Annotated in this window: 6 protein-coding genes; all 6 read right to left on the bottom strand. The window is 68.3% G+C overall.

Annotation, left to right across the window (positions count from 1 at the left end; translation table 11 throughout):
* Nucleotides 1-19: 19 nt before the first annotated feature.
* Complete coding sequence (locus H521_RS0104190) at nt 20-5,332, bottom strand: Ig-like domain-containing protein (protein ID WP_022891779.1); 5,313 nt, start codon at nt 5,330-5,332, stop codon at nt 20-22.
* A 149-nt stretch (nt 5,333-5,481) separates the two neighbouring features.
* A complete protein-coding gene (locus tag H521_RS0104185; RefSeq protein ID WP_022891778.1) occupies nt 5,482-10,710 on the bottom strand; it encodes an Ig-like domain-containing protein in 5,229 nt (1,742 codons plus the stop codon).
* Nucleotides 10,707-11,399, bottom strand: coding sequence for a hypothetical protein (locus H521_RS0104180; protein WP_156891275.1), 693 nt, complete (start codon nt 11,397-11,399; stop codon nt 10,707-10,709). The genes H521_RS0104185 and H521_RS0104180 overlap by 4 nt, the downstream gene beginning before the upstream one ends.
* Nucleotides 11,396-13,123: a serine/threonine-protein kinase gene (locus H521_RS0104175; protein ID WP_022891776.1), complete on the bottom strand. Its 1,728-nt coding sequence runs from the start codon at nt 13,121-13,123 to the stop codon at nt 11,396-11,398. The genes H521_RS0104180 and H521_RS0104175 overlap by 4 nt, the downstream gene beginning before the upstream one ends.
* Nucleotides 13,123-14,319, bottom strand: a complete 1,197-nt coding sequence (locus tag H521_RS0104170; protein WP_022891775.1) for an FHA domain-containing protein — start codon at nt 14,317-14,319, stop codon at nt 13,123-13,125. The genes H521_RS0104175 and H521_RS0104170 overlap by 1 nt, the downstream gene beginning before the upstream one ends.
* Nucleotides 14,300-15,193, bottom strand: a complete 894-nt coding sequence (locus H521_RS21460; RefSeq protein WP_022891774.1) for a PP2C family protein-serine/threonine phosphatase — start codon at nt 15,191-15,193, stop codon at nt 14,300-14,302. The genes H521_RS0104170 and H521_RS21460 overlap by 20 nt, the downstream gene beginning before the upstream one ends.
* Nucleotides 15,194-15,229 lie beyond the last annotated feature (36 nt).

Genomic DNA, 15,229 nt, shown 5'->3' with positions numbered 1-15,229 from the left:
CTGTGTTCGTTCCACGTGATCACCACGTGTCGAAACCGATGTTGTTCCACTGGCTTCCGCTGATACCGCCGAGGGTGCGCGAGGTGCCACCGCTCACGTTCTCGAATCGCACCGCGATGGTCTCGCCGGCTTGCCGGATGCCGAGGTGGTTCTGAAGCTGCAGTCGGCCGCTCGCTCCGACGTCGAAGGTGCCTTGGTAACCCACGGCACCGCCGTTGATCGTCGCGTAGACGCGATAAGTGCCCGGATCCATGTTGCTCCAGGTGATGCGCACCTCAGCGCAGCCGCTACCGCCGCTCTGGCACCCCATGCTCGGACCCTTGCCCAGCGAGCCCGAGGGCTGCGGCGGTGGCGGGTCGTTGACGACGACGGAGGCACTGTTGATCGGTCCGGGCTTGCCGCTGCCCTCGTTGACCGCTCTCACGTCGACGGTCCATGTACCGGCGCCGGCGCCCCCCGTCGAGGCTGAGGTGCTGTTCGTGGTTTGCCAATTGCCATTATTCAGACGCCACTGGTAGTGGATCGCACCGCCGCCGGTGACGGACGGCGCGTTCCAGTCCATCCGCAATGTGGCGGGCGCGTCGCCACTCTTCGAGATCGAGACGTTTCGGGGTGCACTCGGGGTGCCGTACGGCGTCACAGTGCGGCTGGGCGCCGAGGCTGCAGAGTCGCCGATGGCATTCCGTGCGGTAACGGTGAACGTATAGGCCTGACCGTTGGTCAAACCATCGATGGTGTGGTTCGCGCCAGCGGCACTGGCTCCGAACTCTTGGCTGCCGCCCGCCCACTGCACGACATATTTCGTGATAGGTGAGTTGTTCGTGGCCGGCGCCCTCCAGCTCACGACGGCCGAGGCATCCCCGGCTGTGGCATCAGGCGCGGCCGGTGCGTCGGGCGCGGCGCGCACGATCACGGTGACGCGCCCCTGCACCTCGCGCGTCGGATCCTTCGTGCCGTCTTGCACCCGATAGACGATGCTCAGCTCACCGGTGAACGCGGGCCCGGTCTTCGCCGTGATCCCCGTCGACGTGAAGGTCACGCTCGCCGCGCTACCGACCGATTGCTGATCGATCTGCGCATCGACGACGCGCAGCGGCGTCCCTTCGGCCGCGAACGGGTTCACGTCGTTTGCGAGCACATCGATCGTCTCCGACTGGCTGCGCAGCATCTCGATCGGACCATCGTCGCGTGCGACAGGCTTCGGACGCGAAGAACTCACGACCTCGACGTCGATCGAGCCCGGAACAGAGAACTCCTTGTAGTTCACGGTGAAGGTCAGCGTGGTCTTCGTGCCCGGCTGCACACCGAGCGGCGAACTGACCGTCAACATCGAGCCGTTGATGCCGGCCGAGAAGTCCGCGTTCTGACCGCTGAGCCCGTTGTACGAGAGCTCCTGCAGCACCTTGTCGCTCGGGTGACCGCTCGACTGGCGCAGATCGACCTGCTGCGCCGCCTCACCGGCCTCGACCTTGATGCTGCGCGGCGTGAATGTCGGCGGCACGTCCTCGAAGTTCGGATCGCCGACCGTCACGGGAATCGTGAGGAACGCCTTGCGGCCCTTGGGATCGCTCGCGCTCTCACCGTCGGTGACTTCGAACGTCACCGCCGACTGGCCGCGGAAGTCCTTCGCCGGCGTGTACGTCAACGACGAGGCATCCGTCATCGGCGAGGTGCCGTTGCTGTTCGTCGCCGTCGCCGAGAGGATACGTGCCGGCTTGCCCGACGGCACGATGACGATGTCGCCGACGCTCCATGAGATGGTGCCGTTCATGCGCACGATCTGCGGTCCGAGCTCAGCAAGGTACGGCGGCGGGAAGGTCTCTTCCTCTTCCTTCTCGGCTTCAGCATCGGCGTTCGGCGGCACGATCACGAACGCCATCGCCGAGAGCTCGTCGACCTCGTTGGTGAGGCGGTACGCGATCGCCTGACGCTTCGAGGTCGGCTTGACCTTCACCGTGCCATCGGGCATGACTTCGGCGTTCTCGGAATTCGGCCCCTCGACCGTGACCACGAGATCTTCGACGAGACCGCCGGGGTTCTGCGCGTCCTTCAGCGGGTCGACCGTCACCGAGTTCTTGTCTGCGACTTGCTTCGGTTCAACGACCTGGTCGTGCGCCGTGGGCGGTTCGATCTTCGCGTCTTCGGTCACGAGCACCTGGATGAACGCGCCGTCGGCGCCGCCATGTCCGTTGGTGATCTCGTAGCGAACCGAGTTGCCGCCCTCGGCGTCGGGCGCTTCGACGAGCACCCGGTTGTTCTTCACGCTCGCCGTGAGGCCCTCGCCCACCTCGGGCAGCTTCTTCTGCACCTTGATGGGGTAGCCGCTCGGGTCGGAGTCGTTGCCGAGCACGTCGATCGCCGCACGGCGACCTGGCCGCAACTCGACCACGTCATCGACCGCGTTCGGCGGCAACGCCTCGACGGGGCGTGGGATCACGCCGATGCGAATCGTGCCGGTGGCCGACTTGCCGCCCGTGTCCGCGACCTCGTACGTGAACGATTCCGTGCCAGCAGAGCCGGCATACGCCTCGTAGCTGATGTGCGTGCTGCCGATGTCGACGATCTTGCCCAGCGACGGCGGCGTCGTGATGCCCACGAGCGTCACCGAATCGCCGTCGGGATCGATGCCGTCAAGGGGGACATCGATCTTCACCGCGGTGCCTTCGAACGTGCGCGATGTCAACGGCAACGGCAACGGCGCGCGGTTGCCCTTCGCGTCGGGGCCGACGACGGTGAACCGCACCACGGCGGTGGCCGATTGCTCGTAGTCGTCGAAGACCTTGTACGAGGCCGTGTAGACCCCGGGTTCACTCGGCGCTTGATACCGCACGGTGTCGCCAGCCGTGAAGACGAGTCCACCGGCGCCGGTCACGTCCACGAGCGCGCTGTCGAGGGTGAGCGGGGCGGCGTCGGGGTGGTAGTCGTTCTCGAGCACCGGCACCGTCGTGATGTCGCCGGCACGCACCGTCACCGCGTCATCCGTCGCGACCGGCGGCTGATGCTTGACGAGCGGCGGCACCGGCACCACAGTGACGGTGCTCGTCGACGTCGCGATGCCGTCGGAGACGGTGTATTCGAACTGCAGCTGCTGGGTGATGGCCTGTGACGCCGTGATGCGTGCGACCGTGTTGTTCAGCACCTCGACTGAGAGCAGGTCACCGGATGCCTCGGTGTCGACGGTCTGCACCGCGAGTACGCGGCCGCTCGGGGACACGTCATTGGTCAACAGGGGCAGCGTCGTCGGTTCACCAGGTCGCAGGTACGCGGTGTCCTTCACCGCGATCGGTGGGGGCGACTCCCCCGGCGGATCCTTGACATCGACCCGGATCAGCCCGACGCTCGTGGCCGCACCGGCGCCCAGGTTGTACAGGAAGATGTGCGTGCCGACCTGGTCGGACGAGAAAGCGATCGCTCCGCGATCGGTGTTGGGCGTGATCGTCGCAGAAGTGGACGTGTTCTCGACGCCGAGGAGCGCGAGGGGCTCGCCAGATGGGCTGAGGTCGTTGACGAGCGGCTCGACCAGAATGGTCTCGCCGGCGAAGACCTCGGCGAAGTCGGGAGTGCCGACCGGGTTCAAGGCACCCGGCTCTTTCACGTCGACGGTGAGCACGCCGGCCGAAGTCAGCGTTCCATCGGAGACGACGTACTGCACCTCTTTCGTGCCGAGCTCACCCGTCTTGTGCTCGAACGTCACGAACCCGTCGGGCGCGAACCGCACCGAGTCGCCGCTCGTCGGCGACGCACTCACCAGGAAGACGTCGTCGCCGTCGGGGTCGAGCCAGTCGCTGAGCACGTTGTAGCCCATCGACTTGCCCTGCTCGACGCTGATCGCGCCCTCGCGCAGCGCCACGGGTGCCGTGTTCTCGAGCGGGGGCTTGATCGTCACGTCGACATGAGCCTGCGCAACGCCCAGTCGCCCGTCATCGGCGGTGTACTGGAACGACACCGTGCCCGCGGCATCCGGGGCCGGAGTGAACTGCAGTGCACGGCCGCCGTCGATGACCTCGAGTCGGCCCGACTCTTCGGCGATCTCGCTCACGTTCGTGACGGTCAGCACATCCCCGTCGGGGTCCGTGTCGTTCTCGAGGATCTCGAGGAGCGTCGTGCGCTCGGGGCGCACACCGAAGGTGTCATCCCGCGCGGTCGGGGGCCGGTTCGTCTCGCTCCGCTCGGCGAGGGTGTCTTCGAAGGTCTGCTGCGAGGCCTTCTCATCGCCCTCTTCGGCATCCGTCTCGTCGGGCGGGGTGACCTCGTCCCAGTTGTCGACCAACCGAAGATTGGAGTCGACGAGCCAGACGTTGCCGTTCGAGAGGTTGTTGAGGGCGATGACGTTGCGGTTCACTCGGAACTCGAGGCGCGAGCCCTTCGTCGACTGCTCGATCGTCTGCGCCGACGGCTCACCGTCATCACACGCATTCAGGTACCGCCCGAACGCGGCCCAAGCACCGTGCGCGCACCCGTCGAGCCACACCGGGCTCGACACCTCATCAGGCGAGGTCACCGGGGTATCGATGTCGGCGGAGATCATCTCGATGTCGCCGCCGCCGAGCGGAACCTGCATGAGGCCGTCGCCGGTGGCCACGAGCACCGAATCGTTCTCGGCGCCCACCTGCTGCAGCTTCAACGCGTTGTCGGGCAACTCGCGCGTCGATCCGTCGATGATGAGTCGGTTCTGCTCGGTGTCGAGCACGACCGGCTTGTCACCCACCACCGACAACTGGTGCTCGGTGATCGAGGGCAGGTCGTTCAGCTCGGGTTCCGCGCCTGGCGACTCCACCCGCGCGAGCTGGTCCTTCTCAGGCGAGCTCGCGTAGACGACACCATCTTTGGAAACCGCGACATGGCCGCCCTTGCCGAGCTGGGCAACAGGCTTGGTGTCGGCCGGGTTCAACTGGAGCTCACCCGCAGCACCGGTGACCCAGAGCTCACCCTTGGGTGAGAGGATCGCGAGCGTCTCGCCGCCATGAGCGACCTCCGACCCGGGAGGCGCAGCGACGCCCTGGCCCAGCGTCGTGAACGCCGGATCGATGCGCTCGATCGAGCCGACACTCTCGTCATACAGGAAGACGTCATCGCCGTCTTGCAGCACGTCGAACGCATTCGACGCCGTGTTCACCGCAGCATTGAGCTCTTCGATCTGACGATTCAGACGCCCGGCGAGCAGCTCCTTGCCGTTGGTGACCCAGACCTCTCGCGCCTCGAGATCGACATCGGTCACCGGGAAGCCCTGATGCAGCACCGCGAACGTCAACGGAACTCCGGCCAGGAGCGTGATCGCGACGGTCGATGCGGTCGCCTTGCGCGTGCGCACCCACGACGTGAAGGTACCCAAGCCGCCACTCCCCTGATTTCGGTCGACACATGACTGGCGCCGAGCCTGACCCCACACCGGGGTACACGGTAACACGATCAGTCAACGGCGCCATATGGGGAGTCCTCCCCAGGAATCGAACAGACTCCGATCGCGCGAGCGGTGCCCGTTCACCGGCAGTCGGACACCGTGCGGCCGCCGCGGTCGGTGTGGGCGGCGAGCACGAACCAGCCGTTGTACACGCCGTTCGCCTGAGCCATGTAGAAGTAGTTCTCACCCCAACGCTGCGAGCGGCAGATCGCGTCGATGACCGTGCCGGCGGAGATCATGCCGGCCGGGTCCATCGTGCATCCTCGCTCGGAGTTCTTCGGCGGTTCCGTGTAGGTCCTTTCGGGCTCGGGGCACGTCGTCTGCGTGACCGTCGTGCGGTTGGCGGGCACCCACGGTGCCGTCGGCGTCGCCGTGCCCGACATGGTTCTTGGGCCGCAACCCGCGACGTTGCACGCCACGACGAAGTACCGCGACCCTGCGCCGTTCGTGCCCGTGGTGGTCGCCGAAGTGCCGCTCGCCGTGCCCGACCCGCCGGGCGTGCCCTCGAAGGTCCACTCGTATCGCGAGATGCCGCGCCCTCCGTTGTCAGCGGGCGCCGACCAGTTCAACGAGAGTCGCCCATCGCCCGAGGCCGATGCCGTGAGGTTCGCACCGTCCGGTGCTCCCGGGAGCCCGAAGGGCGTGCCGGCCGTGCTCGAGGGCGAGGCGGCCGAAGCTCCGATGCCATTGGTGGCGGCGATCTGGAACCGATAGGCGGTGCCGTTCGCGAGTCCGGAGATCACGTGCACTGAGCCCGCCGCGTCGGCCGGGAAGTCGGCGCTGCCGCCGTTCCAGGTCAATCGGTACGCGGAGATGGCCGAGTTGTTGTCGGCCGGCGCCGCCCACCGCACGCTCACCGAACCGTTCTGCTCCGAGACGATCACGGGCGCCTTCGGCGGGTCGGGCCGATCGCGCACGGTGACCATGACCCGACCCTGCGTCTGACGGCTCGGGTCCTTCGTGGCGTCCTGGATGCGGTAGACGACACTGAGCGTTCCCGTGAACGATGCCCCGGTGCGCACCGAGAGTCCGGTGGAGCTGTGGGTCACGGATGCGCTCGATCCGACATCGGACTGGTCGATCTCGGCTCCGACCACCTGTAACGGCGACCCGGGGAACGGATTGACGTCGTTGGCGAGCACGTCGAGGGTCGTCGAATCGCTGCGCAACATCTCGAAGGGGCCGTCATCGAGCGCCTGCGGCTTCGCACGCGTCGAAGAGACGACGGTCACATCGACGTACCCAGGCACGGTGAACTCGCCGAGCACGACATCGAACGCGAGCCGGGCCGAGGTGCCCTTGGGCACGCCGAGCGGTGCCGAGACGGTGAGCATCGAACCGGAGACGGATGCTGCGATGTCGGCCGTCGTGCCGCGAAGGGCGGCATACGCTACCTGGTCGAGCAGCGCCGGGTTGGGGTGGTCGGTCGAGCCGCGGAGATCGATCGTGAGCGCCGTCTCACCGGCTTCGATGGTCTCTGCTCGAGGTGTGAACACCGGTGGCGTGTCGGCGAAATCGGGATCCCCGACGAACACGGGAATGGTGAGGAACACGTTCCGCGGGTCGCCCGACTTCGCCTCGGCACGATCGGTGACCTCGAAGGTCACCGATGCCTCTCCGCGGTAGTCTCGCTTCGGCACGTACTGGAGCGACTCGCCGTCGATGAAGGCCGGCTCCGCCCAGTTCGTGCTCGTTGCGCTCACCGCTCGCACCTGCCGACCCGAAGGAGCCACGACGATGTCGGGAACCTGCCAGGCGATGCGTCCGTTCATGGGGATCACGACCCGGCCGAGATCGGCGAGATAGGGATCGGCGGCCTCCGCTCCTGCGGAGGGCACCACGATGAAAGCCATCGCGTCGAGATCGTCGACCCCGTTCGTGAGCCGATAGGCGACCGCGAATCGTCGGGCGCCCGGCCGAACCACCACCCTGCCGTCGTCGAGCACTGTCGCGCGCTCGGCGTTCGGTCCCTCGACATGCACCTCGAGGTCCTCGACGAGGCCGCCGGGGTTCGTGGCGTCACGGAGGGGATCGACCCGCACCTCGTCGACGCCGATGACCTCGTCGGGCTCGACGACCTGGTCCTCCGCAGTGGGCGGCAAGATCTTCGCGTCGTGGCTCACCATGATCTGGATGAAGGCGGTGTCGGCACCGCCGTGACCGTTCGACACCTCGTACCGCACGGTGAACGCGCCCTCATGTTCCGGCGCGGAGACGACAACGCGGCGGCGGTCTCTGATCTCAGCTTCGACCGCGTCGTCGACCTGCGGCAGGTCGACGACGCGCAGAGCGTGGCCGCTCGGGTCGGAGTCGTTCAGCAGCACCTCGACGGAGGCACGGCGGCCGGGTCGCATCTCGATCGCATCGTCGACGGCGTTCGGCGGTGGCGCCGTCTCGGGCGGAGGGATCACTCCGATGCGGATCGAGCCCGTAGCTCGATCGCCGAGCGCATCGCGCACTTCGTAGGCGATCGTGTCGGTGCCGCTCGACCCGTCGAACGCCTGATACGTGATCGAGGTGCTCGTCTGATCGGAGACACGCCCGAGTGCCGCCCCGCCGAGCACACCGGTGAGCGCGAGCGAATCTCCCTCGGGATCGAGTCCGTCGAGCGGGATGTCGATGGTGACTGCTGACCCGGCGAAGGTGCGGGAGGTGAGCGGCGGCAGGAGCGGCGCCGTGTTCCCACCGTCGTCTGGTGGGAGAACGGTGAAGGCGACGGTCGCGCGGGCCGTCTGCTCGAAGTCGTCGGCGACCGTGTACACCACCGAGTAGGTACCCGGCTCCTCGGGGGCCTGGAACCGTACGCGCGAGCGGTCGACGAACGCGACGCCATCTCCGAGACTCGGCGATGCGAGCTCGGGAAGCAGGTGCATCGGCGCGCCATCCGGATGGAGGTCGTTCTCGAGCACTGGAACCGTCACGATGTCGCCGGCGCGCACCTTCGCGGCATCATCGACCGCGACGGGCGGCTGGTGCTTCACGAGGGGAGGAACCGGGACCACGGTGACCGTCGCACTCGACACCCCGCTACCGTCGGAGACCGTGTACCGCAGCTGCAGCTGTCGGTCGAGCGCCTCGGCTGCGGTGATCCGGAGCGCCGTGTTCGTCAGCACCTCGACCGATACGGAATCGCTCGCGTCGCCGGGGTCGACAGACTGAACGGCCAGAACCCGACCCGACGGCGAGACATCGTTCGCGAGCACCGGTACCGTACTCGGCTCGCCTGGCCGGAGATATGCGGTGTCGACCACTGCGATCGGAGGAGGTTCCACGGCCGGCGGCTCGAGGAACCGCACGCGCACGAGGCCTGCGCTGACCGCGGCTCCGGCGCCGAGATCGTAGAGCACGGTGAAGTCCCCTGGCTCGGATGCCGTGAACGCGATCGTGCCGTGTTCTACATCGGGCACGGCGATGAGCCCACCGGGGATCTCGTCGGTTCCGAGCAGCGTCAAGGTCGCTCCAGAGGGGCTGAGGTCGTTCGCCAGCACCTCCGCGATCACGGTCTCGCCGGCGAATCCCTGAGCGAAGTCAGGAGTTCCGACGGGATCGACCGTACCGACCGCTTGCACGTCGACGGCGAGCGAGCCCGCGGCGGATGTCTGGCCGTCGGAGACCGTGTAGGCGACATCCTTCAGGCCGAGCTCGCCGCTTCGGTGCTCGAAGGTGACGAATCCATCGGGGCTGAACCGCACCGAATCACCGCCGGTCGGCGAGGCGTTCACGAGGAAGACGTCGTCGCCGTCGGGATCCCTCCAGTCGGCGAGCACGTTGTAGCCGATCTGCTGGCCCTGCTCCACGCCGACTGCGGCCGCGCGCGATGCGACGGGCGGCGAGTTCTCGCTGTTCGGAACGACCCGCACATCGACGGCAGCCTCGGACGCGCCGGATCGACCGTCGTCGACCGAGTATCGGAACGAGACCGTGCCGGCCGATGCTTCTGCCGGCGTGAACTGCAGCGCTCGCCCGCCGTCGATCGTCTCCAGCCGGCCGAGGGTCGCCGGGACATCGGAGACCGACCCGATGGTGAGCACATCGCCGTCGGGATCGGTGTCGTTCCCGAGCACCTCCAACACCGTCGTACGACCGGGACGCACACCGAACTCGTCGTCTCGCGCGGTCGGCGGGCGGTTCGCCTCGGTGCGCTCGGCGAGCGTGTCCTCGAACACCTGCTGGGCGCTCTTCTCATCGCCCTCGAGCTCATCCGACTCCTCGGGCGGCGTGACCTCCTCCCAGTTGTCGACCAGGCGGAGGTTCGCGTCGACCAGCCATGTGTTGCCGGTGTTCAGATCGTTGAGCGCGACCACGTCGCGATTGACCCGGAACTCGAGGTGCGCGCCGACGGTCGATGCCGGGATCTGCATCTCTTCGGGCTCGGAGTCCGAGCAGTGGGAGACGTAGGATCCGGAGTTCGCCCACGCCGCGTGCACGCACCCGTCGACCTGCACCGGCGCAGCGACATCGTCATCCGCGAGTGCCGGTGCAGAGGCCGCGGCATCCACATCGATCTCGCGCACCTCGCCTCCACCGATCGGCACCGCGAAGAGTGACGCGGTGCCGGCCACGTAGACGACATCGTGCTCGGTTCCGGATTGCTGCAGGCGCACGCCGTCGCCCGGCAGCTTCGTCTCGCGGCCGCCGACGAGCACGATGGCACGGTCGGTGTCGAGCACGACGGCGCGGTCGCCGACCACGGCCAGTTGATGGTTGCCGACCTTCGGCAATGTGATCGAGGTGGGAGCGCTGCCGTCGCGCTCCAGCCGATACAGCCGCCCGTCGTCGGGGGCCGTCGCGAAGGTGGTGCCGTCGGGGCCGACGGCGACTTCTGCCCCAGCATCGAGCTCGAGCGTCGGCTTCGTCGCAGCAGCCGTGAACGAGAGCTCGCCACCAGCCGGAATCGTCCACAGCTCGCCTTTCGGAGACAGCACCGCGAGCACATCACCGCCGTATGCGACGCGTGAGCCGATGGGCACGTCGACACGCTGCGTCAGCGTCGTGAATGCGGGATCGATTCGCTCGATGGATCCGGCGTCACCGTCGTAGAGAAACACGTCGTCGCCGTCTTGCAGCACGTCGGCGCCGTTCGAGGCGGTCGCGACGGAGGCATCCAGCTCTTCGATCTGACGGTTCAGGCGTCCGGCGAGCAGCTCTGAGCCATTCGTGACCCAGACCTCGCGCGCGCCGAGGTCTGGATCGACCACGGGGAATCCGCGATGCACGACGGCAGCGGTGAGCCCGCCGGCGGCGAGCAACGAGAGCACCACGGTCGACGCGAGCCCCCTGCGCTCGCTCAGCCGGGCGAACGGCCTCATTCAGCCGGCGCGTCGAGCAACGCGAGGTCGTCGATGCTCACGAGCCGGGTCGCGACCGCGTACTCCACGAGTCGAGCGCGGCGATTGGTCGCGAGCTTGCCTCGACCGCCGCGCAGACCGTCGACGCCGATGCGGTCGAGCTTCTCGCAGACGTTGTCGAGCTTGCGGTTGAACGTGGTCATGCTCCAGCCGAGTCGGGCGGCCGCCTCGGCGGAACTCGGCACGAGTGCCCGCCCGCCGGCCGGTTGCGCAAGCACGTTCTCGGCGAGCGAGACGACGAGCAACCGCTGGCTGGAGGTGAGGGTCACCGGGAGGATGGTGGTGCCACCGTCGGTGGGTGCAGCCGTGAGCGACGTGTTGTAGAAGTCCTCTTCGGCATGCACCGTGAAGTCATACGTCGTCGCTCCAGCGCTGAACATCACATGCACCGTCTGGAAGACGAGTGGAAGCTTCGCGCCCGGGGCGACCCAGGCCTGCACGCTGCCGGTCGCGTCGGAGACGGTGGCGGACAGGATCTGGCCGACGTTCGAGAGCCACCACAGCCCGAACTCCGACGACAGCGTCAGGAAGGTTCGGTGCAGGTACGGGTTGTCGTCGATCGTGAGATCGGATTCGCGCCCGATCGTGAACGGAGCGCCCACCTCGACGGTGTACGACTCACCGCAGTACTCGACACGGAGCGGTCTCACGGTGTGCACCCCGTCGCGGACTCGGAGACCTTGCTGCCCCGCTGCACCTTCACATCGATGCAGGTGCGCACGCCGGCGGCGACACCGTCGACCGTGATCGTCGCGCCGTCGGCGATGTGCGGGTCGCCGGATCCGTCGGTCAGCTCCCACCGGTACCGGTCGTCCTTCTCGGCGCCGCTGTGCGAGACCTGGAATGTCACGCTCGTGCCGTCGGCACTCGCGACGCCGGTCGAGACGACGGGCTTGGGGATGGTGTCGACCACGGCGTTCCCACCGCCGGTTCCGCCGGTCTCGACGACCGGCGGCGCGCTGATCGTGCCCGACAGCGCGATCGCCACACCGATCACCGCGGCGACGACGACAGCAGCGGCGAGACCGACGATGAGTCCGAGGCGGCTGCGGCGCGGTGGGTGGTCGGCAGCGGAACGCTCGGCGCCCGTGACGGCAGGGGTCGGACGAGCCGGTCGCATGATCGTCGAGTCGCCGGCAACCGCGTCGGGTGCGAGCGCAGCGGGTGCTCCGAGCGGAGGGTCGATCTGCGAACTCGACGTCGTGGTGCCGGGCCGGTCGCGCACGACGGTGCCGTCGTCGAGGACCGCGGCGGGCGCACGTGTCGGCGTTTGCGCGGCGATCTGCTGCGGCGACCGGGCCCGTGTCGCGTCGTCATCATCGCCGGCCGGGATGACTACTGGTGCCGGCGCGATGGTCGGTGCCACCGTGCGCGGCGCCTGCGCGTCGACCGTGCGCACCGACCGCGCCCTCGTGGCGTCGTCGCCATCGGGCTCGCTCTCATCACGCGCGCTCGCGAGGTTCGGCACCTCGATCGTCGTGGCCGCATACCCCAGTTCGAGCTCGATGCGCTGCAGGGCCCTGGCGAACTCGACGGCGCTCGGGTAGCGATCTTCACGACGCGGCGACATGCCCTTGGCGAGCACCGCGATCAGGCTGCGTGGCACCTCGGCACGATCGATCGGGGTGATCGCGCCACGCTCGATGCGGCCGATGAGGTCGAGCGAGCCGTTGGAGCGCCCGGGGATCTCGAACGGCGTGCGCCCAGCGACGAGTGTGTGCACCGTGGCGGCGAGCGAGAACACGTCGCTTCGAGTGTCGGGCTTCGGGTCGTCTTCGAACATCTCGGGCGGCGACCACGGCACGCTCATGCCGACGGCCGATTGGCCCGACCCGGTGGTCGACGACCCCGTGGTCGCCGTGATCGTGTGCACGGGCAACTCGCCCTCGAGGTTCGACGAGATGCCGAAGTCGGTGAGGGCCGGCCAGCCGTAATCGTTGGTGAGCACGTTGGCCGGCTTGATGTCGCGGTGCAGGATGCCGGCGGCGTGCGCCGTTGCGATGGCACCGGCGAGCCGCACACCGGTGCGGAGCGCGTCGTCGATCGGGAGCGGCTGCCGCTTGTAACGCTCGGCGAGGCTCGGGCCGGAGCAGTACTCCATGACGAAGTACGGGCGGCCGTCGGCGGAGACGTCGGCGTGGAAGATCGTGACGATGAACGGATGCGCCGACAGTTGCGCCATGAGGTTCGCCTCGGCGACGAACTGCGCCTTGGTGTCGCGACCGAGCCCTTCGGCGAGCAACACCTTCACCGCGACCTTGCGACGGGGCAGCTTCTGCTCGTAGAGGAAGACGTCGGCGAAGCCGCCCGATCCGAGCAGCCCGAGCGGGGCGTAGCCCGAGAGCTCAGGCGGCGTGGACGGGGCGCGGCGCATCAGGCGTCGACCACTTGGATGGTCCAGCCGCCGCCGAGGTCGACGACGGTGCCGGTGAGCACCGGCGTCGGCTCGCCCGAACGGAGCTTCACCGGGGCCTTGCCGGGCGCCACCACGTGGGTGCCGTTGCGGGAGTGCAGATCGGTGATGACGACCGTGTCGCCTTCGAGTGCGAGCCGCACGTGGCTACGGGAGATGTCGGGATCGCCGAGACCGATCGTGACGAGCCGCGGAATGCGGCCACCGGAGACCTTGCTGACGCTCGGCGCCCTGCCGAGCACGAGTTCGTGCCCGATGGGCTCAAGGGTTCCGTCGGGCATCCTGATGCTCGCCGGCGCATGCGGGGCCGCCACTGCGGGGGCTGCACCGGCCGGAGCGGGGACCCCGCCGCGCGCAGCACGTTCCGCGCGAAGCCGACGGATATCGACGCTCGCGACGGTCATTCCGTCGTGGTCGCCATCGACCTCGCCGGCCGGCTCGGCCTCGGGGAGGCCGGCCGACGAACCGACCACCGTCTCTTCGTCGGGCACCATGGTGAGCTCCGACGCCCGCACGAGCGCGGGCTCGTCTGCGGCGGGACCCGTGACAGGAGCCGGAGTGGCAGTCGGCACGACCGTCGGCACTGCACTCGGCACGGCAGCCGCGGGCGCCGGAGCCGGAGCCGGAGCCGGAGCCGGAGCGACGATGGGAGTCGGAGGGGGCGTCACGGACACTGCGTCGGATGCCGCAGCCGCACGCGCATCGGGCGTCGCGCGAACGATCGGCTCGACGCCATCGGAGACGACCGACCGCACCGGAACCACGGCCTCGATCACGGGCAGCGGCTCGGACGCCTCGTCGATTTCGCTGCCCACGACGATCTCGATCGAGGCTGCGGCGTCGAGCACTCGCTCGACCCAACTGGAGACGCCCGCGTCGTGGATCTCGTCGGACCCCGATCGAACGGTGATGGGCCCCCGTACGATCACGCGGGCGGAGCCGGCGGACTCGTCGCGCACCACGAGAGCGAACGACGGCGTCGCCGCGAGGCCCTTCGCCGTGAGGCGATCGAGCACATGCGAGGTGGGATCGCCGTCACCGAACCCGGACCAGAGCGCCGTGAGTTCGCCGACCGCGTCGGTGGGCACCACGAGGATCACGCCTCCGCGGACCGCCGCGAACCACGCGCCCTCGGGATCATGCCGGTACGTCGCCATTTCCGCCTCCCGCGGTGCGCGGCCGCGTGTCTTCGGCCGCTCTCGAAAGTCTGCCGCGCCGATCGCGCGTGGTCTCGTCATCGTCGTCGTCGCCGCCGAGCACGGACTCGACGACGATCGCCGTCACGTTGTCTCGACCGCCGTGCGCCAGCGCGGCGTCGACGAGTTCGCCCGCGAGGCCCGCCGCATGACCGGAATCACCGGCGAGGATGTGCGCGATCGACTGATCGTCGACCTCTTTGGAGAGGCCGTCGCTGCACACCAGGAAGACCTGCCGGCCTGCGGCGGGGATCAGCCAGACGTCGGGGTCGACGAACTCGTCGGCCCCGAGCGCCCGGGTGATGACGTTGCGTTCGGGATGCCGTTCGGCGTCTTCGGCCTGGATGAGACCAGCGTCGACGAGCTCTTGCACGGCGGAGTGATCGACGCTGAGCTGCTCGAGGGTGCGGCCGTCCCACGCGTAGACCCGCGAGTCGCCGATGTTGAAGACCATCCAATGGAATCCGGCGCCATCGCCCGCGTCGACCAGCGCGACTCCCGTCAGCGTCGTGCCGGCGACCGCGGTGCCCTCTTCACCGGCCTCGCTGAGCGCACGCACGGCTTCGTTCGAGCTGTGGATCGCATCGAGCACTTGCTCTGGCGACGACGGAACGCCGAACTCGAGATGGCGTGAGAAGGTCTCGATGACGGCCTGGCTCGCGGCATCGCCACGGGCATGACCGCCCATGCCGTCGGCGACGAGGTAGATCGGCGCCTCGGCGAGGAACGAGTCTTCATTGACGCTGCGCACGCGCCCGACATCCGTTCGCGCACTGTGCGCGATGAGCGCGGCGCCGCGCGTCAGGGCGACGACGCCCTCGCCATCACCTGACACGGTTCTCCTCGATCGAGCGGAAAGCGGGTGGCGCCC

It is taken from the genome of Agromyces subbeticus DSM 16689, assembly GCF_000421565.1.
In the GTDB taxonomy this organism is placed as follows: domain Bacteria; phylum Actinomycetota; class Actinomycetes; order Actinomycetales; family Microbacteriaceae; genus Agromyces; species Agromyces subbeticus.
Note: the sequence above shows the minus strand (reverse complement) of the source record. Positions and strands in the feature narration are given on the sequence as shown.

Coding starts and splice junctions, on each gene's coding strand:
- H521_RS0104185 (WP_022891778.1), bottom strand. CDS start 10,710: ATGAGGCCGTTCGCCCGGCTGAGCGAGCGCAGGGGGCTCGCGTCGACC.
- H521_RS0104175 (WP_022891776.1), bottom strand. CDS start 13,123: ATGCGCCGCGCCCCGTCCACGCCGCCTGAGCTCTCGGGCTACGCCCCG.
- H521_RS0104170 (WP_022891775.1), bottom strand. CDS start 14,319: ATGGCGACGTACCGGCATGATCCCGAGGGCGCGTGGTTCGCGGCGGTC.